We start from the raw sequence: 20,800 nt of genomic DNA, 5'->3' as shown, positions 1-20,800 counted from the left end.
CGCCAACGGGGCGGCGCCTGCGCCGCCCCGTTGGCTAGAGAGCTACTTCTTCTCCGGCTTCTTGCCGAACCACTTCTCGTAGATCTTGTCGTACTCGCCGCTCTCCTTGGCCTTCTTCAAGACCTCGTTGACCTTGGCGGCCAGCGCGGTGTTGCCCTTCTTGATGCCGATGCCGTACTGCTCGTTCGTGTCGAACTCGGCGGAGACGGCGGTGTCCGGGAACTCCTTGACGTAGTCGAGGAGCACGCCGTTGTCGTTGATCGCGGCGTCGACGGCGCCGGTGCGCACGGCGGTCTCCATCAGCGGGAGGTCCTCGAACTGGATGACCTCGTAGCCGTTGGCGGCCTTGTTGTCGTTGGCGTAGATCTCACCGGTGGTGTCCTGCTGGACACCGATCTTCTTGCCCTTGAGGTCCGCCAGCGACTTGATCGGCGAGTCCTTCTTGACCAGCAGCGCCTGCGAGGCCTCGAAGTACGGGTCGGAGAAGTCGATCGCCTGCTTGCGCTCTTCCTTGATCGTCATGCCGGCGGCCGCGAGGTCGCACTGGTTGGCGTTGAAGCTCGCGCCCGACGTGATCGTCTCGAACTGGGTGTCGAAGATCTCCTGCTGGACACCCAGGTCCTTGGCGATCAGGTCGACCAGATCGACGTCGAAGCCGACGGTCTTGTCGCCATCGGTGTACTGGAACGGCTTGTAGGACAGGTGGGTGCAGGTGACGAGCTTGCCTTCTTTGACAAGCTTGATCCCACCATCGGTGGTGCCACCGCCGCTGTTGGTGCTCGTCGCGCATCCGGCGAGCGCGGTCAGCGCAAGGGCCGCTGCGGGCAGTAGGGCGAGCACGTGCCTGGGTCGACGAGCCACTGCGTCACTCCTCGTAACTGTCGCGGACGAGTGAACGGGATCCTGCCACTCGGGTGACGCGCTGGACAGCACGTGGGTGTTACAGGCCACTGCCTTGCAATGATTTTGCGTCAAATCGGGCTTTCAGACACAGAATCTTGTGCGATTTGGCCCAGATCACACAACATCTTCACGTATTGCGCACGAATGATAACCATCCGTGAGCGTGCCCTTGATCAGGATTTGATCACGACGGCGCTGGTCAGCGTGTTCTTTCGGCCAGCAGACCCGCCACCAGGGCGGTCCAGCCGGTCTGGTGCGTGGCTCCGAGGCCCTCACCCGTGTCGCCGTCGAAGTACTCGCTGAAGGTGACGTGCCTGCGCCAAAGAGGTGACTCGGAGGCCTCGATGCGCTTGCCGTCCGACGGCCGGCGCCCGTCGTGGTCGGGCAGGAAGAGCCCGACGAGCCGGTCGCTCAGCTCGTCCGCGACGGTGCCCGCGGTGACCCAGCGTCCGGAGTGCGTCGGCATCTCGACCTGGAACATGCCGTCGTGGAACGCGCAGACCGTGCGCAGCGCCTCCACCAGCAGCGCGTTGGTGGGCAGCCAGACCGGGCCGCGCCAGTTCGAGTTGCCGCCGAACATCGGCGTGTGCGACTCGCCCGGCTCGTAGCCCATGCGGTGGTCCTGGCCCGCGACCTTGACCTCCAGGCCCTCGCGGTGGGCCGCGGACAGGCTGCGGATCCCGTGCGGAGACAGGAACTCCTGCTCGTCGAGCATCCGGTGCAGCACGCGCTTGAGCTTCTGCTCGTCGAGCAACGACACGAACGCGCCGCGCTCGTAGTGGAACGTGATGAACTGCCGCAGCTCGGGCCGCCGCTTGAGCAGGTGCTCCAACCGGCTCGTGAACCCCTGCAGCTCTTCGAGCACCCACGGTTCGAGGACAGCGCTGGCCAGCAACGGGATGAGGCCGACCATCGACCGCACGCGCACCGGCTCGGACTCGACGCCGCCGTCGGGGCGGCGCCGCGAGACCCGGTCGTAGCAGAAGCCGTCCTCGTCGTGCCAGATTCCGCCGCCGTGCGACCCGAAGTGCGTGAACGCCTCCGCGATCGACAGGAAGTGCTCGACGAACTTCGTCGCGACGTCCTCGTAGGACTCGTCGTCGCGCGCCAGCTCCAGCGCGATCTGCATGAGGTGCAGGCTGTACGCGGCCATCCACGACGTGGCGTCGGACTGCTCCAGCCGCCACTCGCCCAGCATGGGCTCGGACCGGTTGACCGGCCCGATGTTGTCCATGCCGAGGAACCCGCCCTCGAACAGGTAGCTGCCGTCGGCGTCCTTGCGGTTGACCCACCAGGAGAAGTTGAGCAGCAGCTTGTGGAAGATCTTGGCGAGGAACCCGCGGTCCCTGCTGCCGTCCGCGCGGTAGACCTGCAACGCCGCCCACGCGTGCACCGGCGGGTTGACGTCGCCGAACTCCCACTCGTAGGCGGGGATCTGGCCGTTCGGGTGCATCATCCACTCACGGCAGAACAGCAGCAGCTGCTCCTTCGCGAACGCCGGGTCGACCAGCGTGAACGGGATGGTGTGGAACGCGAGGTCCCACGCCGCGAACCACGGGTACTCCCACTCGTCGGGCATCGAGATCACGTCGGCGACGTCGAGGTGCCGCCAGTGCACGTTGCGCGCCTCGCGCGTGCGTCGGGAACTGGGCGCCTCGGGCTTCGTCGGGTCGCCGTCGAGCCAGTCGCGGGTGCGGAACCGGTAGTGCTGCTTCGTCCACATGAGGCCGGCCAGCGCGCGCCGCAGCACATGCTTCTCCTCGGGCCTGGTCTGCGGCGCGATGGCGTCGTGGAACTCGTCGGCCTCGGCCCCGCGCTGCTGCATCGTCTCTTCGAAGCTCGGCCCGAACGGGTCCAGGTGCCCGTCGCCGCCGATGAGCCGCAGCCGGATCGTCACCGTCTCGCCCGGCTCCACGGGGTCGAACGAGTACCAGGCCGCGAACTTGGTGCCCGCCACCCCGGCGTCGTCCGGCCCCACGACCTGGCAGGTGCTCGTGCTGCCGCGCACCACGTAGTCGCAGATGCCGTCCTTGGTCCACGGCGACGGGTTGCGCTCAGCGCCGAACAGCGACACCTCGTTGGTCTCGTTGTCCGTCATGAGCATCGACGGCGAGTCGTCCAGATGCAGCGTGTACCGGCCGAGGTTGCCGTGGTCAGCCGTGACCTTGCGTCCGGCCGTGGTGCTCGCAACGAGCTGACACGGCCGTTGGTCGCGGCCCCACGCCCACGTGTTGCGGAACCACAGCTGCGGCAGGAGGTGCAACGGCGCGTCCTCGGGCCCGTGGTTCGTCGCGCTGATCTCGATGCAGATGTCGTCCGTCTCGGCCTTCGCGTACGTGACCTGGACGTCGAAGAACCTGTTCTGGTCGAGCACCCCGGTGTCGCTCAGTTCGGGCTCGCGGTTCTCCCGGCCGGCGTTGCGCGCCATCTCGCGCAGCTGGTCGTAGGGGAACTCGCGCTGCGGATACCGGTAGACGACCTGCATCCAGGAGTGGGTGGGCGTCCCGTCGGTCACCCACCAGTGCTCCTTGACGTCCTCACCGTGGTTGCCCTCGTCGTTGGTGAGGCCGAAGTACCGCTCCTTGAGGATCGGGTCCTTGCCGTTCCACAGGGCGACGGCGAAGTTCATGAACCCGTGCACGTCGCAGATGCCGGCGATGCCGTCCTCGCCCCACCGGTAGGCGCGCGAACGGGCGTGGTCGAACGGGAACGACGCCCACGCGTCACCCTCGGGCGAGTAGTCCTCACGGACTGTGCCCCACTGGCGACCCGAGAGGTACGGCCCCCACAGCCGCCACGGCGAAGTCGGTGTGTCCGACTCCGCGAGACGCGCCCGTTCCGCATGTTCGCCCATCACCCCAGTGTGGGACACCGGAGACCACACCCGGTCGGGCCCGGGTGTGGTCTGAGTCCTACCTCACTAAAAGCGGGGTCAGGACTGCTTCGCGTGCGAGTCGAGGACGAGCGCCACGGCCTCGGTGATCCGGGCGGCGTGCGCCAGGTGCAGCCACTCGTCGGGCACGTGGCAGTTGGAGTCCGGCCCGATCGCCCCGGTCACCACGAACTGCGCGTCCGGGTAGGCCTCGTGCAGCAGCCCCATGAACGGGATCGAGCCGCCCAGCGACACGGTCCGCCAGGGTGCGCCGAACACGTCCTTGCCGGCCTCGTCCAGCACCTGCGAGAGCCAGGGAGCGAGCTCAGGCGCGTTCCAGCCGTCCGCGAACTCGACCCGCGAGAGCTCCACGGTCGCGCCGTAGGGCACGTCGGTGGTGAGCTTCTGCTTGACGGCCTCCAGTGCCGTGGCGGCGTCGGCCGTCGGCGGCAGGCGGAACGAGAGCACCAGCGTCGTGAACGGGCGCAGCACGTTGCCCGCGTCGTCCGGCAGGGGCAGGCCCTCGGCGCCGGTCACGGACAGGGTCGGCCGCCAGCCCGAGTTGAGCGCCAGCTCGACCTCGTCGTCGGACATCGGCCGCAGGTCACCGACGCGCGGCACGGCACCCCACAGGGCGCCCGGCGCGGCCTCGACGGCCTCGCGGACCTCGGCCAGCCGTCCCGCCGGGATCTCGACGTGCATCTCCGGCACGAGGACCTCGCCGGTCTCCGAGTTCTCCAGCCGGTCCAGCAGCACCCGCGCGATCCGGAACGACGACGGCACGATGCCGGACGCCATGCCGGAGTGCAGGCCGCCGTCGAGCACCCGCACGGTGGCCGTGACCTGCACCAGGCCGCGCAGCGACGTCGTCAGCCACATGCGGTCGTAGTCGGAGCCGCCCGAGTCCAGGCAGACGACGAGCGACACGCGGCCCAGGCGATCGGACAGGTGCTCCAAGTACGCCGGCAGGTCGGGCGAACCCGACTCCTCGCCGGTCTCCAGCAGCACTACGCAACGGGCGTGGGAACCACCGGCGGCACGCACGGCCTCGATAGCGGCGACCGCGGCGTATCCGGAGTAACCGTCATCGGCCGCACCACGGCCGTAGAGACGTCCGTCACGCAGGACAGGGGTCCACGGGCCGAGGCCTTCGCCCCAACCGCCCACCGGCGGTTGCTTGTCGAGGTGTCCGTAGAGCAACACCGTGTCGTCGGACGAGTTACCGGACGCGGGCACGTCGACCAGCAGAAGCGGCGTACGTCCCGCCAGTTGGACGACTTCCAGCACCGCTCCGGGAAGGGCGCGTGACTCGATCCAGAGGCGCACGTGCTCGATCGCGGCGGCCAGTTCGCCGTGCTCTTCCCAGGCGGGATCGAACGCGGGCGAGATCGCCGGCACGGCGACGAGCTGAGACAGGCTCGGGACGATGTCGTCGTCCCAGAGCGTCCTGACGGTGCTGGTCACAAGTGATCGGTCCACCTCTCGATCCTGTCACGACTCCGCCTCCGCTCGCGTCCGTAACCTCTACCCGGAGGCCCGCAGCTAAGTTAACGATCGGTAACCGGGACATCGACGTCCGGTAGTCGGACGGCCTAGTCGGAGGACAAAAGGTCGAACCTCCGACTGTTGTCGCTGATCAGAACGTTGACTCGTGTGTTACGAAGTGGGACGGGTCTCACCAACTCGGGTGAGGCCGTGTCAGGATGTGGTCGTAAGCCACCGTCACCGTCGACGGCTGCCTCCGGCCCCACAGGGTTGGCGGCGACCGCCGACGTCGCCGCACGAGGTCGTCACGAGCGATCAGGCGGTCGGAGTAGACAGAGGAGAAGGCGCATGTCGTCCCCTGAGCAATGGACGCACCCTGAGCCGGATGCAGCGCCGGCCGCCACTGCCGCGAAACCGACAGCGGAGCAGGTGATCGCAGGCTTGCGAGCAACAGACGAGGGCGGCGCCGACCTGGTGCAGCTCCTCACTCCGGAGGGTGAGCGGGTCCAGCACCCCGACTTCGACATCGACATCACGCCGGAGGAGCTGCGCGGTCTGTACCGCGACATGGTCCTGATCCGCCGGGTCGACCGCGAGGCGAACGCCCTGCAGCGCAAGGGCCAGCTCGGCATCTGGGTGCCGCTGCTCGGTCAGGAGGCCGCGCAGATCGGCGCCGGCCGCGCGATGCGCCAGACGGACATGGCGTTCCCGAGCTACCGCGAGCACGGCATCGCGTGGACGCGCGGGATCAACCCGACGGAGCTGCTCGGCATCTTCCGCGGCACCGACCAGGGCACCTGGGACCCGGTCGAGAAGCGCTTCCACCCGTACACGATCGTCATCGGCAACCAGGTCCTCAACGCGGCCGGCTACGCGATGGGCCAGAAGTTCGACGGCAAGGTCGGCGACGACGAGGGAGAAGCCACCATGTGCTTCTTCGGCGACGGCGCGACCAGCCAGGGTGACGTGCACGAGGGCTTCGTGTGGGCCGCGGTCTACGACGCGCCGCTCGTCTTCTTCTGCCAGAACAACCAGTGGGCCATCTCCGAGCCCACGGAGCGCCAGTCGCGCCTGCCGCTGTACCAGCGCGCCCGCGGATACGGCTTCCCCGGCATCCGCGTCGACGGCAACGACGTCCTCGCGACGCTCGCCGTGACGAAGTGGGCGCTGGACGAGTGCCGCCACGGCAACGGCCCGATCCTGATCGAGGCGTTCACCTACCGGATGGACGCGCACACCACCTCCGACGACCCGACGCGCTACCGGCTGTCGGACGAGCTGGAGATGTGGAAGCTCAAGGACCCGATCGAGCGCGTGAAGGTCTACCTGGTCCGCCAGCAGTGGGCCGACCACGAGTTCTTCGAGAGCGTCGAGGCTGACGCCGACGAGCTGGGCGAGGAGCTGCGGGAGTTCTGCACGAACATGCCCGATCCGCCCGCTGAACGGATCTTCAGCAACGTGTACGCGGAGGGCAGCCCCGTCCTCGACGCGCAGCGCGACGAATTCCTCGACTACGTCTCGGGTTTTGCTGGAGGTGAGCACTGATGGCTGCTCCGACCATGGACCGTTCCTCGGCTGCTGCTCCGGCGTCCCCGGTGCAGACGCTCACGATCTCCAAGGCGCTCAACATGGGCTTGCGGGCGGCCATGGAGGCCAACCCCAAGGTCATCATGATGGGCGAGGACATCGGCAAGCTCGGTGGCGTCTTCCGCATCACGGACGGCCTGCAGAAGGACTTCGGTGAGCAGCGCGTGCTCGACACGCCGCTCGCGGAGTCCGGCATCATCGGCACCGCCGTGGGTCTCGCGATCCGCGGCTACCGCCCGGTGTGCGAGATCCAGTTCGACGGCTTCATCTTCCCGGGCTTCGACCAGATCGTGTCGCAGGTCGCGAAGCTGCACTACCGCACCCAGGGCAAGCTCAAGCTGCCCATCGTGATCCGCGTGCCGTTCGGTGGCGGCATCGGTGCGGTCGAGCACCACTCGGAGTCCCCGGAGTCGTACTTCGCGCACACCGCCGGCCTCAAGGTCGTCTCGTGCTCGAACCCGGCCGACGCGTACTGGATGATCCAGCAGGCGATCGACAGCGACGACCCGGTGCTGTTCTTCGAGCCCAAGCGCCGTTACTACGAGAAGGGCGAGGTCGACACCACGGCCCAGCCCGGCAAGCTGTTCGAGTCGCGCGTTCTGCGGCCCGGCACGGACGCGACGCTGGTGGCCTACGGCCCGATGGTCCGCACCTCTCTCGACGCCGCGAACGCGGCCGCTGAGGACGGCACGTCGCTGGAGGTCATCGACCTGCGCACGCTGTCGCCGCTGGACCTCGCGCCGGTCTACGACTCGGTGCGCCGCACCGGCCGGTTGATCGTCGTGTCCGAGGCGCCTTCCGAGTCCTCGATCGCCAGCGAGATTGCAGCCAAGGTCCAGCAGGAGTGCTTCTACTCGCTGCAGGCACCGGTGCTGCGGGTGACCGGTTTCGACACCCCGTACCCGCCGTCGAAGCTCGAGGAGGAGTTCCTCCCCGACCTCGACCGGGTGCTGCACGCCGTCGACCGCTCGCTCGCCTGGTAAGGGGACAACCGGAAATGCCGCAGTACAAGCAATTCCCCCTGCCCGACACGGCAGAGGGGCTGACCGAGGCCGAGATCCTCACCTGGCACGTGAAGCCGGGTGACACCGTCAAGGTCAACCAGATCATCGTCGAGATCGAGACGGCCAAGGCCGCCGTCGAGCTGCCCTGCCCGTGGGCGGGCGTCGTGACCGAGCTCCTCGCGGAGCCCGGTCAGACCGTCGAGGTCGGCGTCCCGATCATCACGATCGACACCGACCCCGGTGGCGCGGCCGCACCTGCCGCCGCTCCCGTCGCGGCGGAGGCGAACGGCGCCTCGTCCGGCAAGATCGGCGAGGAGATGCCGGGCGGTCGCATCGCGACGCTCGTCGGCTACGGCCCGAAGTCCGGCACCGCGAAGCGCCGTGCCCGCAAGGACTCACCCGCCCCGGCTCCGGCCGCGGCTGTCGTGGCCCCGCCCGCTCCCGTCGCCGCACCGGCACCTGCGCCCGCTCCGGTCGTGGTCGCTGCTCCGGTCCAGACGCCGGGTGGGTACGTGCCGCTGGCCAAGCCGCCGGTGCGCAAGCTGGCCAAGGACCTCGGCGTCGACCTGCACGCGCTCACGGGCTCCGGCCCCGGCGGCGTCATCACGCGTGAGGACGTCGAGACCGCCGTCTCCGCACCGGCTGCCGCTCCTGTGCAGTCCGTTGTGGACAACGGCTCGCGCGAACGCCGGGTGCCCATCAAGGGTGTCCGCAAGGCGACCGCGCAGGCGATGGTGGACAGCGCGTTCACCGCACCGCACGTCACCGAGTTCCTGACGGTCGACGTGACGCCGATGATGGAACTGCGCGCGCGCCTCAAGAACGCGCCGGAGTTCCGCGGCGTGAAGCTGACGCCGCTCGCGTTCTGCGCGAAGGCCGTCATCCTCGCGGCCCGCCGCACGCCGGACGTCAACGCGACGTGGGACGCGGCGGCGAACGAGATCGTCTACAAGGACTACGTCCACCTGGGCATCGCGGCCGCCACGCCGCGCGGCCTGGTCGTGCCGAAGGTCCGCGACGCCGACCGCATGTCGTTGAAGGAACTCGCGGTCGCACTGGACGAGCTCGCCACGGTCGCCCGCGACGGCAAGACGTCGCCGGCCGACATGATGAACGGCACCATCACGATCACCAACGTCGGCGTCTTCGGCGTCGACACCGGCACGCCGATCCTCAACCCCGGCGAGTCCGCGATCCTGGCGCTGGGCGCGATTCGCGACATGCCGTGGGTGGTCGACGGCGAGATCAAGATCCGCAAGATCTGCCAGCTCGCGCTGTCGTTCGACCACCGCGTGGTCGACGGCCAGCAGGGCTCGCAGTTCCTGGCCGACGTCGGCGCGCTGCTGGCCGAGCCGGGCATCGCGATCACGTACTGACAGCACTGACACTTGGTCGTGGGTGCTCTCCGCCGCTTTGCCGGCGGAGAGCACCCACGACCGCTTTTCGGGTCTCCTACTGGACGAGGCCCGTGACGGCTTCCAGGCGCAGGCCCTGGCCCGTGGTGCCGACGACGTTCTCCTCACCGGCCGACTTGCACGCCCTGCCCGCCCAGCCGACGTTCTGCACGTGGGCCTCCAGGCACAGGCCGCGCGTGTTGTGGCTGAGCGAGACCGCCTCGATCCGGCGGTTCAGCCCGGTGGTGCCGACCGTCGCCTCCAGACCGTCGGGCAGGCACGTCTGGTTGCTCCAGCCCTGGTCCTGGACGTGAGCCCGGACGCAGGTCAGGCCGCCCGTGTTGTAGGTGATGACGCGGAGCGCCTCGAGTCTGCGGTCCTGGCCGGTCGAACCCGCGAAGGCCGGGTCGCCGTCGTTGTCGCAGTTCCACGGCTGCCAGCCGACGTCCTGGACGTGTCCGCTGAAGCAGATCACCGGAGGCGGTTCCGCCGCGACAGCCGGTGTGGCCAGGGCACCGAGCAGAGCGGCGGCGAGCCCGAAGCCACCGAGGACGAGTTTCAGCGCACGCGAAGTGGTGCCCACTTTGTTCCCCCAGAACAAATCGAGGTCGGTGCACAACGCCCCCAAGGCGATGCCGACGTGCCCGAAAGTAGCAGCCGAACCCCCGATGGGGTTCTCAGTTGACTCTCCAGTAACTGGAGACTGCACAGTTGTCCCCGTGACGCGCTACCAGATCGGCGAGCTCGCCAGGATGACCGGACTCACCGTCCGCACCATCAGGTTCTACTCCGACTCGGGCCTCATCCCGCCCACGGACAGGACCGCCGGCGGCTACCGCACCTACGACACCGACGCGCTGGCGAGGCTGAAGCTCGTCCGCACGCTCAGAGACCTGGGCGTCGACCTGCCGACAGCCGGCCGCGTGCTGGCCCGCGAGGTGTCGGTGACCGACGTGGCGCGTGCACACGCAGACGCGATCGACGCGCAGATGAAGACGTTGCGGTTGCGCCGCGCCGTCCTGCGCGCCGTCGCCAAAGGAGGGGAGATGGAACTGATGAACGAGTTGGCACGCATGTCGGACGAGGAGCGCCAGCGGATCCTCGACGACTTCTTCGAGGAGGTGTTCGGGCCCTACGAGCTGGATCCGCAGTTCGAGCAGCACATGCGATCCGTGCGGATCGAACTGCCGGACGACCCGTCGACCGAGCAGCTGGAGGCGTGGGTCGAGCTCGCGAAGCTCGTGCAGGACCCGGACTTCCGCGCCGCGGTCAAGCGGATGTCCCAGCAGCACGAGGAGCAGCGTCGCGCAGGCGCCGACCTGAGCCCGCCCCGGGGTGACCAGATGGCGGCGTTCAACTTCGCGATCGCCCAGGCGCGCGAGGCCCTCGACGCGGGCATCGCGCCGCAGTCCGCCGAGGCTCGCGAGGTCGTGGACCGCGTGAACGCCAACTGGGCGGAGGCGCTGGGCCTGCCGAACGACGACACCCTCGTCGAACGGCTGCGCGAGCTCTCCGACTTCGCGGACCCCCGGGCCGAGCGGTACTGGGTCCTGATCGCGAAGATCAACGGCTGGCCCGCCATGCCGGACCACTCGCGCGAGCGGGCCTGGCTGCGCGAAGCCGGCCAGCCGTTCGGCTAGACCTCCGAGATCCCGCGGGAACCAGCTGGGCGCCCAGCTCGTTCCTGTGGCAACGAAGGGGGAATCACCATGTCTGCTCTGTTCGAAATTCTCGGGGGCGTGCTCGGCGAGGCGTTCGGCCCGTCCGGCGACGACAACACGCGTGGCGACGGCGACGTCTTCCTCGACGGCGAGTGGCAGGAGGGCGAGCTGTTCTTCGGCCCCACCAAGATCATCTGGGCCGAGCGGATCGTCTTCAGCGACGCGGAGGGCCGCGTCGAGCAGATCGTCGACCAGGACCCGCCGCACCCGGACTTCGTGGTGCTGCACTTCCGCCGTCCGCACGACACGGTGGTGCTGGCCGTGCACCGCCGCGAGCTCAAGCGCGTGGGCGCGGTCCTGACCCTGCCGCTCTGATCGGATCAGGCGTTGACCGGGACCGGGGGAACTTCCTTGGTCGGCGGGTTGACCGGTGCCGGCTTCTTCGAACGGCGCGCGATGATGCGGCGGCCCAGTTCGATCGCCGGGTGCTCGACCCAGCGGTAGACGACGTCCGCGAGCAGCAACGACACCAGCGTCACCACGACGGCGGTGAGCGTGCCGTAGACCGCGAAGCGCGGCAGCAACCCCGCCACCATGAAGCCCGCGATGCCCTGGAACAGGTACAGCGAGTACGAGCGGTCGCCGACGAAACGCGCGGGCGCGGTCGACAGCACCCACGTCACCGGATTGCGGTTCATCAGCGACGCGATCAGCGTCGCTGTCAGCACCGCGTAACCCAGCAGCAGCACCACGGCGTTGCTCGTGGCGTGCCAGAGGGTCTCCATGTTCACGTGCAGCACCGCGAACCCGATCATCGCCACCGGCGCGATCAGCGGGTGCGTCAGCGGCTGCACGAGCGCGTAGAGGCGCTTGCTGTGCATGACGATCGCCAGCAACGCGCCGATCAGCAGCACCACGTAGTGCACCGTCGAGGTGTACAGCGCGGTCATCGAGTAGCTGGTGTACCAGCCGGCGGTCAGCGGGATGCAGGCGATCAGCACGGCCATCGCGCCCAGCGCGATGTAGACGCGGCGACGGGCCGCGGCAACCCCGGCGACGACCATCAGGGCAGGCCACACGAGGTAGAACTTCTGCTCGATGCCGAGCGTCCACGAGCCCGAGAAGTAGTCGTTCGGCGCGCCCGCCATGCCCGCCGGCAGGAACTCGTTCATGAACGGCAGGTAGTACTTCAGCGTCTCCGGGTACCGGATCGTGAAGAAGTCACCGCGCAGGTAGAAGAACGCCATGATGAACGCGAAGATCACGAAGTACGGCGGCATGATCCGGAAAACGCGCCGGATGTAGAAGTTCTTGAGCGAGATCCGGCCCTTGAGGTCCTGTTCGCGCAGCAGCAGCGTGGTGATCAGGAAGCCGGACAGCACGAAGAACAGGTAGACGCCGACCCAGCCGGAGAGCCACTTCCACTCGGCGCCGCCGAAGTGGAAGAACACCACGATGACGGCCGCGAACGCCCGGAGCCCGTCGAGCGCGGGAAACCGCCGCATCTCCATGAACTCGGCATGGGTCAACGTGCGCACGACGTTCCTCCAAGATGGGGTTCGCCCAGACCACCGGGGCGCCCGGCACGTTACCAAACGCGGGTGATCGCGGGCCGGGGCGCACGTCCCGGCCCGCGCCCGGCCCTACCGGATCTGCATGCCCGAGATCGCCCGCGACACGACGAGCCGCTGGATCTCCGACGTCCCCTCGAAGATGGTGAAGATCTTGGAGTCCCGGTGCATCCGCTCCACCGGGTGCTCCCGCGTGTACCCGGCCCCACCGAGGATGTGGATCGCCCGCTCGGTGGCCCACACCGACACCTCGGACGCCTTGAGCTTCGACATCGACCCCTCACCCGCGGTGAACGGCACGTTGTTGCGGCCCATCCAGGCCGCGCGCCACACCAGCAGCCGCGCGGCGTCGATCTCCATCCGCATGTTCGCGAGGTCGAAGGCGATCGACTGGTTCTCGATGATCTTGCGCCCGAACGCCTCGCGGTCCTTCGCGTAGTCGAGCGAGTACTCGTAGGCGGCGCGGGCGACGCCGACGGCCATCGCGCCGACGGTCGGGCGCGTGGTCTCGAACGTCGCCATCGCGGCCTGGCCGCCGGACTTCTGGCCTTCGCGGGCGCGGGCGAGACGTGCTTCGACTCGCTCGCGGCCGCCGAGCACGCAGCGGCCGGGCACTCGCACGTCGTCGAAGAACACGTCGGCCGTGTGGGAGGCGCGCATGCCGTGCTTCTTGATCTTGCCGGGGGACGACAGGCCCGGCGTGCCGGGCGGGATGATGAAACCGGCCTGACCGCGTGAGCCCAGTGCCGGGTCCAGCACGGCGGTCACGACGTGGACGTTCGCGATGCCGCCGTTGGTGGCCCAGGCCTTCTGGCCGTTGATCACCCACTCGTCGGTGGCCTCGTCGTAGCGCGCCCTCGTGCGATAGCCGGCCACGTCGGAGCCCGCCTGGGGTTCGGAGGCGCAGAACGCGGCCAGCTTCGGGTCGCTCTCGTCGCCGAAGCACTCCGGCACCCACTCGGCCAGCTGCTCCGGCTCACCGGAGGCGAAGATGCCCGCCACGGCGAGGCCGGTGCCCATCAGGGCCAGCGCGATTCCGGCGTCGCCCCAGAAGAGTTCCTCGGTCGCGATCGGCAGGGAGAGGCCGATCGGGTCGGCGAACCAGGTCGCGAGGGCCTCGAAGCCGTAGAGGCCGATCTTCGCCGCCTCCTGGATCACCGGCCACGGCGTCTCCTCGCGCTCGTCCCACTCGGAGGCCGCCGGCCTGATCACGTCACGAGCGAAGCCGTGCACCCAGTCGCGCAGGTCGGTCTGGTCTTCGTTCAGTTCGAGCGAGAAGCCACCCACAGGAACTCTCCTAAGCCTTCGGGATGTTGAACAGGCTCATGAACCCGGCGGCGAACCCCAGGTCGCCCTTCACCTTCAGCTTGCCCGTCATGAACAGCACGGGCGCGGAGGCGTTGCCGGTCGCGAGCTTCAGGAAGTCGGCGGGCGTCAGCGTCACGATGGCACGGGCCTCGCGCGTCACGCCCTTGTTGATGGTGCACTCGGCGTTCTCGATGATGGCCTCGTAGACGTCTTCCAGCACGTGGAAGTGCACGACGGCCTTGGTCGCACCGGCCCGGTCCGCGCGGAAGTGGACCTCCATGCGGCGGAACACCTCGTCCAGCACGCGCGTGCGCAGGGCGGGGTCGGCGACGACGGCCTCGATCTGGTCCTTCGAGGCGCGCGAGATGATGCGGGCGAAGTTGGACGGGTCCATCTTCGCCAGGTCGAGGTCGGCGCCGCCGTCGGCCAGCGCGCCCAGGGCGTTCAGCATCGCCGCGAAGTCGTCCTTGCCGAGCTTCTTCGGATCGATGCCGCGGGCGATGACGTCGATGTTCACCCCGGCCAGCGCCGGGTCGTCCGGCGAGATCTGCTGCAACGTGCTGATCAGCTCGGCCGGGCTGAGCTTCGCGATCGCCTCGGTGGTGAGGTCGAGCGTCATGGACACACCTCCTGGTACCTACTGGCGAGTAAGACTACTGGTGAGTAGATAGAGCGGCAAGCCGATCCGATAATCTTGCCGCTCCGAACCGAGGGGTAGTGATGCGCACAGAAGGTCGAGCCAAGCGCTTGCCACGCGCCGTGCGTGAGCGGCAGATCATGGATGCCGCTGTCGAGGTGTTCTCGCGGCTCGGCTTCCACACCGCCTCCATGGACGAGATCTCCGAGGTCGCGGGCATTTCGAAGCCGATGCTCTACGCCTACCTCGGCTCGAAGGAGGAGCTGTTCGCGACGTGCATCCGGCGCGAGGCCACCCGCATGATGGAGGCCATCGCGACGGGCGTCGAGCCGGATCAGGAACCGGACGTGCAGCTGTGGAGTGGCCTGCGGGCGTTCTTCGGGTTCGTCGGCGAGAACCGGGCGAGCTGGATGGTGCTGCACAGGCAGGCGTCCAGCCAGGGCGGGCCGTTCGCGGTCGAGCTCATGGACATGCGCGCCCGCGCGGTGTCACTGGTCGCGGCACTGCTCACCCAGTCCACGAAGGCGCCCGCGACCAAGCTGGAGGCCGAGTCGCTGGCCGCCGCGCTGGTCGGGGCCGGCGAGTCGCTCGCGGACTGGTGGCTCGACCACCCGGAGGAACCCGCCGGCGTCGTCGCGGCCCGCCTCATGAACCTCGTCTGGATGGGCTTCGGCGACCTGGTCGACGGCAACGTCTGGCATCCACCGTCACGTCGTTGAACCGATCAGGTGGGGCCCCTTGCCCCACACGGCGAAGTCCCAGCCCGTGCTGTTCTCGGTCGCCGAGAACTCGACGCGGCCGGGGATGAGCAGCGGCTTCTTGAACCGGACGGCCACCGTCACGGCCTCGGGGAGCCGCCCCTCGAGCGCCGCGAGGCAGCGCGCCTTCGTCCACATCCCGTGGGCGATCGCGCGCTTGAAGCCGAACAGCCTGGCGCTCAACGGGTGCAGGTGGATCGGGTTGCGGTCGCCCGACGCCGCGCCGTAGCGCCGTCCGATGTCCGCGGGCACCCGCCACACGGCCGACCCGACCGGCCGCTCCAGGTCCTCGCCCGTGCCGGAAGCACCGCCGGTGCGCCGCAGGTAGGTCGAAACGCCTTCCCAGACACCGGAAACCGACGTCACGACGTCGACCTGGGTGCCCTGCGGATGAGGCCGCAGATCGCGCGCGGACACCGTGATCTCCAGCGGCTCGTCCAACGTCAGCGGACGCGACTGGGTGATCCGGTTCGCGACGTGCACGAGCCCTGGCAACGGGAACGGGAAGCCGGCGCCGGACATCAGCATCATCTGCAGCGGAAAGCCGAGCACGTGCGGGTAGGTCAACGGCAACGCGTCGCGCAACCCGAACCCGCACACCGCGTTGTACGCCGCCAGGTGCTTCAGCGACACGTCGACCGTGGCCGAGACCGGTTGGGCGGCAAGCGTTTCCCCGCGCCGGAACGACGTCAGGGCGGCACGGAGAAAAATCATTCTGGGCGACATCAGGCCCCCAGGAGCATCTGGCCGCACACCCGCACGACGTTCCCGTTCACGCCACCGGATCCGGGCGACGCGAACCACGCCACGGTCTCCGCGACGTCGGAGGGCAACCCTCCCTGCGACAGGCTGTTCATCCGCCGCCCGACCTCCCGCGTCGCGAACGGCACCGCCGCGGTCATCTTCGTCTCGATGAAACCGGGTGCGACGGCGTTGATCGTGGCTCCGCGAGCGGCCAGCACGGGCGCGAGCGTCTGCACCATCCCGATCACACCGGCCTTCGAGGTGGCGTAGTTGGTCTGGCCGACGTTGCCCGCGATGCCGGCGATCGACGACACCCCGATGATCCGGCCGCCGGTGCGCAGCACGCCGCCGTCCAGCAGCGCGTCGTTCACCCGCTCCTGGCAGGCGAGGTTGACCTCCAGCACCGAGTCCCACTGCGAGGAGTCCATGCGCGCCAACGTCTTGTCGCGCGTGATGCCCGCGTTGTGCACGACGACGTCGACGCCGCCGTGGCGTTCCAGCAGGTACGAGGTGAGACGAGCGGGATCGCCGGTGATGTCGAGCTGCAACGCCGACCCGCCGGCGGAGTTCGCGACCTTCGACAGCTCGTCGCCGGCAGCCGGGACGTCGAGGCACACCACGTGCGCGCCATCACGGGCGAGAGCGGCCACGATCGCCGCGCCGATGCCCCGCGACGCACCCGTGACCAGCGCGACCTTGCCGTCCAGCGTGCCGGTCGGCGAGTTCCCGGACACGTGGACGACCTGCCCGGACACGTACGCGGACCGCCCGGACAGCAGGAACCGCAGCGTCGACTCGACTCCGTCCTCGGCGCCGTCCGCCACGTAGACGAGGTTGGCCGTGCCACCGCGGCGCAGTTCCTTGCCGACCGATCGCACGAACCCTTCGAGGGCCCGTTGCGCCACGGAGTTCGGAGACCGCCCGATCACGACGACCCGTCCGCACGGCCCCAGCTGGGTGATCGCCGGGTGGAAGAAGTCGTGCAGCTGCCGCAGGTCCGCGACGGCCGAGATCTCGGACGCGTCGAACACCAGCGCGCCATAGGGAGCGGAGCCTGTTTCCAGTTGCTTCAGAAAGGGCAGCCGGGAGGCGCCGCCGACCAGCACCGGTGTGGCCAGTGCGGCGTCGCGGCGAAGTGGATACGGGTTCGGCAGGCCGAGCCTGCGCACGAGCTGGCGCCCCAGCCCCGACGTTGCGAACTTCTGGTACCTGTCCACGTCACATAACCTACTCGCTAGTAAGTCTACCCGCTAGTAGGTAGTATGGCGGGCATGCGAGTAGCGATCATCGGCGGCAACCGCATTCCGTTCGCCCGCTCGAACGGCCCGTACGCCACCGCGTCGAACCAGGACATGTTCACGGCGGTGCTGGACGGCCTGGTCAGCCGCTTCGGCCTGCAGGGCGAGCGGCTCGGTGAGGTGGTCGCGGGGGCGGTGCTCAAGCACTCGCGCGACTTCAACCTCGTCCGCGAGTCGGTGCTGGGCAGCAGGCTCAGCCCGGAAACCCCCGCGTACGACCTCCAGCAGGCGTGCGGCACCGGTCTGCAGGCGATCATCGCCGTGGCCAACAAGATCGCGCTCGGCCAGATCGAGGCGGGCATCGCGGGCGGCGTCGACACCACCAGCGACGCCCCGATCGGCGTGAACGAGAACTTCCGCAAGCTCCTGCTGGAGTTCAACCGCACCCGCAAGATCAGCCTGCTCACGCGGTTGCGTCCCAGCCACGTCGTGCCGCACCTGCCGCGCAACGGCGAACCGCGCACCGGCATGTCGATGGGTGAGCACGCGGCCATCACCGCCGCGCGGTACGAGATCACGCGCGAGGATCAGGACGAACTGACCGCGCGCAGCCACCAGAACCTCGCCCGCGCCTACGACGAGGGCTTCTTCGACGACCTCGTCACCCCGTACCTCGGCCTGACCCGCGACCAGAACCTCCGCCCGGACAGTTCCGCGGAGAAGCTCGCGAAGCTCAAGCCCGTCTTCGGCGACACGATGACCGCCGGCAACTCGACCCCGCTCTCCGACGGCGCCTCCGCGGTCCTGCTCGCCACCGAGGAGTGGGCCCGCGCACGCAAGCTCCCGGTGCTCGCCTACCTGACGTTCGCCGAGACCGCCGCCGTCGACTACGTGCACGGCGACGAGGGCCTGCTCATGGCACCGGTGCACGCCGCACCGCGCATGCTCGACAAGGCGGGCCTCACGCTGCAGGACTTCGACTTCTACGAGGTGCACGAGGCGTTCGCGTCACAGGTGCTCGCCACGCTCAAGGCCTGGGAGAAGGAACTCGGCGAGATCGACAGGTCCACGCTGAACGTCAACGGCTCGTCTCTCGCGGCAGGCCACCCCTTCGCCGCCACCGGCGCCCGGATCGTGGCGACCCTGGCGAAGTTGTTGCACCAGCGGGGAAGTGGACGCGGTTTCGTGTCCATTTGTGCAGCCGGAGGTCAAGGGATCACGGCGATTCTGGAACGGTGACGCACTTAGTCTTGCCGAACTCGACAGTCCCTCCTGCACACTCACGGTGTCGCAGCGTTGCGACACTGGGGGTGGGGGAATGCATGACCTGCAGGTTGATCCCGAGAAAGATCCGGTGCTGGCGCGCGCACTCGTCGGCACGCTCCGCGACGAGTGGCGGCCGGCCGCCGACGCGATGCGGTCGGCGCACGAGTGGGAGCGCCGCGCCTACATCACGCTGACGCTGGCATCGGCGGCCAGGCGTCGCGTCGAGTGGCTCAAGAACTGGCTGAAGGCGCGTCCGGGCGACGCCGATGCCACCGCCGTGCACCACGCGATGGAGTCGCTGAACGGGCAGTAGCGGCGTCACCCACCAACAGGACCAGTGCTGTCTGCCTCAGTCGAGCAGCGACCAGGCGGCCGTGCACGACGCCGACACGGTGATCTGCTGCGCCTTCAGGTTCAGCTGGTCGACCATCCCGGCGGGCCCGGCCATCTCGAACGACGCGGCGCCGCTCATCATGCGCGGCTGGTAGTGCGAGCCACCCTCGGTGTCGCCGATGCGCAGCAACGGCCCGAGCCGCCGCCCCAACGCCGTGGCATACCCCTCGGCGCGTCGCAGTGCGTCTGCCACGGCTTCCTTCTGCGCCTCACGGATCGCCTCGGTGTCGTCGACGAGCGTCCACGACGGCCCGTTGATCCAGGACGGCTCCGCCTGCACGAGTTCGGCCAGCAGCGCGTCGAGGCGGTCCAGGTTCTTCACCCAGATCACGTACTGCTGGGACGCGCGGCTGCCGACGCGCTGGTTGTTGTCCCAGTTGTCGTGCGCGGACAGCTGGCGCGACCGCACCTCGAACTCCTCGAGCAGCGGCTCGATGGCGGAGATGCGCTGGTTGAGCGTGCTCACCGCCTCGGAGCGTTCGGCGCCGAGAGCCTCGAACGTCACGTCCACCTGGGCGCGGTCGGCAGTGCGCTCGACCTCGCCCGTTCCCTTCGTCACGACTTCAGCCACGTGTGCCAGCCAACCGCCACAGGGGTTCATCCGCAACTATTAGGCTGTATTGCTCAATCACTAGATAATCGAATACAGCGGCATCCGGCCGCACTTCGAGGGTGGTCTGCGCGTCTCTACGGCGCGCACTAGAAACGCGGATACGGTGCGAGCCATGGACCCGGTGCGCAACCCGTTCGCTCCCGGTGCAGGCCAGCGGCCTCCTGAGCTCGCCGGCCGGGACAAAGAGGTCGGCGCGTTCGAGGTGGTGCTCGAACGCGTGGCCCGCGGCCGTCCCGAACGCAGCCTCGTGCTGACGGGGCTGCGAGGCGTCGGCAAGACCGTGCTGCTCGGCGAGTTGCGGTCGATGGCCGTCAAGCGGGGCTGGGGCGCGGGCAAGGTCGAGGCCAGGCCCGACGCCGATCTCCGGAGGCCGCTGTCGGCCGCGCTGCACCGGGCGATCCGCGATCTCGCGGTCCGGCACCGCGCGCCGGACCGGGTCGAGGCGATCCTCGGCATCCTCAAGGCGTTCGCGCTCAGGGCCGCACCGGACGGCGCCAAGCTGCGTGACCGCTGGCAGCCCGGCATCGACGTGCCCGCGGCGTCCGGCCGGGCGGACTCCGGCGACATCGAGATCGACCTGGTCGAGCTGTTCACCGACGTCGCCGGGCTCGCGCAGGACGTCGGCACGGGCGTCGCGCTGCTCATCGACGAGATGCAGGACCTCAAGCCGGACGACATCAGCGCGTTGTGCGCGGCGTGCCACGAGCTGTCGCAGATCGGTGCGCCACTGGTGGTCGTCGGCGCCGGCCTGCCGCACCTGCCGGCGGTGCTGAGCGCGAGCAAGTCGTACTCCGAACGCCTCTTCCGCTACGTCCGCATCGACCGGCTCAGCCGCGAGGACGCCGACCGGGCCGTGCTCGCTCCCGTCGAACGCGAGGACGCGGGGATCACCGACGAGGCGCTCGACGCGTTGTTCGACGCGTCCGGGGGCTACCCGTACTTCATCCAGGCCTACGGCAAGGCCGCGTGGGACGCCGCTCCAGCCGATCCGATCACCGCGACGGACGTGTCCGTGGCCGCTCCGGAGGCCGACGCGGAGCTGGCGGTGGGCTTCTTCGGCTCCCGATACGAGCGTGCGACGCCCGCTGAACGCGAGTATCTCCGGTCGATGGCCGAGTTGACCGACGGAAAGGATGCGGGCGTCAACACCGCCCAGGTGGCCGACCACCTGAAGCGCAAGCCCTCGTCGTTGTCGCCCGCGCGGGACTCGCTCATCAAGAAAGGCCTGGTCTACAGCGCGGAACGGGGTCAGATCGCCTTCACCGTGCCCCACTTCGGACGGTTCCTGCTCGGCCGTGAGGAGTGACCTGACGCACCCCGCCGTTGTCCGGCTGTTCACCTGGTCTGCCGATGATTCATCGGCATG

Annotated in this window: 19 protein-coding genes; 9 read left to right on the top strand and 10 right to left on the bottom strand. The window is 68.9% G+C overall.

The window, feature by feature from the left end:
• Positions 1 to 42 precede the first annotated feature (42 nt).
• The 3 genes from AB0M48_RS30545 to AB0M48_RS30535 form a co-directional block, all read right to left on the bottom strand.
• A complete protein-coding gene (locus AB0M48_RS30545; protein WP_363848649.1) occupies positions 43 to 861 on the bottom strand; it encodes a basic amino acid ABC transporter substrate-binding protein in 819 nt (272 codons plus the stop codon).
• Between the two features lie 241 nt (positions 862 to 1,102).
• On the bottom strand, positions 1,103 to 3,757 hold the full coding sequence (locus tag AB0M48_RS30540) for a glucosidase (RefSeq protein ID WP_363848647.1): 2,655 nt from the start codon (positions 3,755 to 3,757) through the stop codon (positions 1,103 to 1,105).
• A gap of 78 nt (positions 3,758 to 3,835) precedes the next feature.
• Positions 3,836 to 5,254, bottom strand: a complete 1,419-nt coding sequence (locus AB0M48_RS30535) for a M20/M25/M40 family metallo-hydrolase (protein ID WP_363848645.1) — start codon at positions 5,252 to 5,254, stop codon at positions 3,836 to 3,838.
• 354 nt (positions 5,255 to 5,608) lie between these two features.
• Here AB0M48_RS30535 and pdhA point away from each other — a divergent pair, with 354 nt between their 5' ends.
• From pdhA to AB0M48_RS30520, 3 genes are read left to right on the top strand one after another with little or no spacing between them, the layout of a single operon-like run.
• Positions 5,609 to 6,805, top strand: a complete 1,197-nt coding sequence (pdhA, locus tag AB0M48_RS30530; protein WP_363848643.1) for a pyruvate dehydrogenase (acetyl-transferring) E1 component subunit alpha — start codon at positions 5,609 to 5,611, stop codon at positions 6,803 to 6,805.
• Positions 6,805 to 7,830, top strand: coding sequence for an alpha-ketoacid dehydrogenase subunit beta (locus AB0M48_RS30525; protein ID WP_363848641.1), 1,026 nt, complete (start codon positions 6,805 to 6,807; stop codon positions 7,828 to 7,830). Before pdhA ends, AB0M48_RS30525 begins: the two co-directional genes overlap by 1 nt.
• Positions 7,831 to 7,844: 14 nt before the next feature.
• Positions 7,845 to 9,227, top strand: coding sequence for a dihydrolipoamide acetyltransferase family protein (locus AB0M48_RS30520; RefSeq protein WP_363848639.1), 1,383 nt, complete (start codon positions 7,845 to 7,847; stop codon positions 9,225 to 9,227).
• 76 nt (positions 9,228 to 9,303) lie between these two features.
• On the opposite strand, the gene AB0M48_RS30515 is transcribed toward AB0M48_RS30520, so the two are convergent.
• Positions 9,304 to 9,828, bottom strand: a complete 525-nt coding sequence (locus AB0M48_RS30515; RefSeq protein ID WP_363848637.1) for a hypothetical protein — start codon at positions 9,826 to 9,828, stop codon at positions 9,304 to 9,306.
• A 136-nt stretch (positions 9,829 to 9,964) separates the two neighbouring features.
• Between AB0M48_RS30515 and AB0M48_RS30510 the strand changes: the two genes are divergently transcribed.
• Together AB0M48_RS30510 and AB0M48_RS30505 are read left to right on the top strand one after the other, a co-directional pair.
• On the top strand, positions 9,965 to 10,885 hold the full coding sequence (locus tag AB0M48_RS30510; protein ID WP_363848635.1) for a MerR family transcriptional regulator: 921 nt from the start codon (positions 9,965 to 9,967) through the stop codon (positions 10,883 to 10,885).
• Between the two features lie 69 nt (positions 10,886 to 10,954).
• Positions 10,955 to 11,281 carry a hypothetical protein gene (locus AB0M48_RS30505; protein ID WP_363848634.1) on the top strand — a complete coding sequence of 109 codons (327 nt, stop codon included), beginning with the start codon at positions 10,955 to 10,957 and terminating at the stop codon, positions 11,279 to 11,281.
• 5 nt (positions 11,282 to 11,286) lie between these two features.
• Here AB0M48_RS30505 and AB0M48_RS30500 read toward each other — a convergent pair whose 3' ends face one another.
• The 3 genes from AB0M48_RS30500 to AB0M48_RS30490 form a co-directional block, all read right to left on the bottom strand.
• Complete coding sequence (locus AB0M48_RS30500) at positions 11,287 to 12,444, bottom strand: acyltransferase (RefSeq protein ID WP_363848632.1); 1,158 nt, start codon at positions 12,442 to 12,444, stop codon at positions 11,287 to 11,289.
• Between the two features lie 105 nt (positions 12,445 to 12,549).
• Positions 12,550 to 13,764: an acyl-CoA dehydrogenase family protein gene (locus AB0M48_RS30495; RefSeq protein WP_363848630.1), complete on the bottom strand. Its 1,215-nt coding sequence runs from the start codon at positions 13,762 to 13,764 to the stop codon at positions 12,550 to 12,552.
• 10 nt (positions 13,765 to 13,774) lie between these two features.
• Positions 13,775 to 14,404 (bottom strand): SCP2 sterol-binding domain-containing protein, encoded by a 630-nt coding sequence (locus tag AB0M48_RS30490; RefSeq protein WP_363848628.1) that lies wholly within the window; start codon positions 14,402 to 14,404, stop codon positions 13,775 to 13,777.
• A gap of 101 nt (positions 14,405 to 14,505) precedes the next feature.
• On the opposite strand from AB0M48_RS30490, the gene AB0M48_RS30485 reads away from it, so the two are divergent.
• Positions 14,506 to 15,141: a TetR/AcrR family transcriptional regulator gene (locus AB0M48_RS30485; RefSeq protein WP_363848626.1), complete on the top strand. Its 636-nt coding sequence runs from the start codon at positions 14,506 to 14,508 to the stop codon at positions 15,139 to 15,141.
• On the opposite strand, the gene AB0M48_RS30480 is transcribed toward AB0M48_RS30485, so the two are convergent.
• On the bottom strand, positions 15,130 to 15,894 hold the full coding sequence (locus AB0M48_RS30480; protein WP_363848624.1) for a MaoC/PaaZ C-terminal domain-containing protein: 765 nt from the start codon (positions 15,892 to 15,894) through the stop codon (positions 15,130 to 15,132). The two genes, AB0M48_RS30485 and AB0M48_RS30480, sit on opposite strands and share 12 nt — an antisense overlap.
• Positions 15,895 to 15,905: 11 nt before the next feature.
• Positions 15,906 to 17,141 carry a 3-oxoacyl-ACP reductase gene (locus tag AB0M48_RS30475; protein WP_363848622.1) on the bottom strand — a complete coding sequence of 412 codons (1,236 nt, stop codon included), beginning with the start codon at positions 17,139 to 17,141 and terminating at the stop codon, positions 15,906 to 15,908.
• Between the two features lie 54 nt (positions 17,142 to 17,195).
• On the opposite strand from AB0M48_RS30475, the gene AB0M48_RS30470 reads away from it, so the two are divergent.
• Positions 17,196 to 18,401: an acetyl-CoA C-acetyltransferase gene (locus AB0M48_RS30470; RefSeq protein WP_363848620.1), complete on the top strand. Its 1,206-nt coding sequence runs from the start codon at positions 17,196 to 17,198 to the stop codon at positions 18,399 to 18,401.
• 79 nt (positions 18,402 to 18,480) lie between these two features.
• Positions 18,481 to 18,741, top strand: coding sequence for a hypothetical protein (locus tag AB0M48_RS30465; protein ID WP_363848618.1), 261 nt, complete (start codon positions 18,481 to 18,483; stop codon positions 18,739 to 18,741).
• A 36-nt stretch (positions 18,742 to 18,777) separates the two neighbouring features.
• Here the strand turns inward: AB0M48_RS30465 and AB0M48_RS30460 are convergent, their stop codons facing one another.
• Entirely contained in the window at positions 18,778 to 19,392 is a 615-nt protein-coding gene (locus AB0M48_RS30460; RefSeq protein ID WP_319983341.1) for an SIMPL domain-containing protein, read from the bottom strand.
• A 154-nt stretch (positions 19,393 to 19,546) separates the two neighbouring features.
• On the opposite strand from AB0M48_RS30460, the gene AB0M48_RS30455 reads away from it, so the two are divergent.
• On the top strand, positions 19,547 to 20,740 hold the full coding sequence (locus tag AB0M48_RS30455; RefSeq protein WP_363848616.1) for an ATP-binding protein: 1,194 nt from the start codon (positions 19,547 to 19,549) through the stop codon (positions 20,738 to 20,740).
• Positions 20,741 to 20,800: the final 60 nt, after the last annotated feature.

The organism is Lentzea sp. NPDC051208, assembly GCF_040682435.1.
Taxonomy (GTDB): domain Bacteria; phylum Actinomycetota; class Actinomycetes; order Mycobacteriales; family Pseudonocardiaceae; genus Lentzea; species Lentzea kristufekii.
The sequence above is the reverse complement of the archived record's forward strand: the minus strand, read 5'-3'. Positions and strand labels throughout refer to the sequence as shown.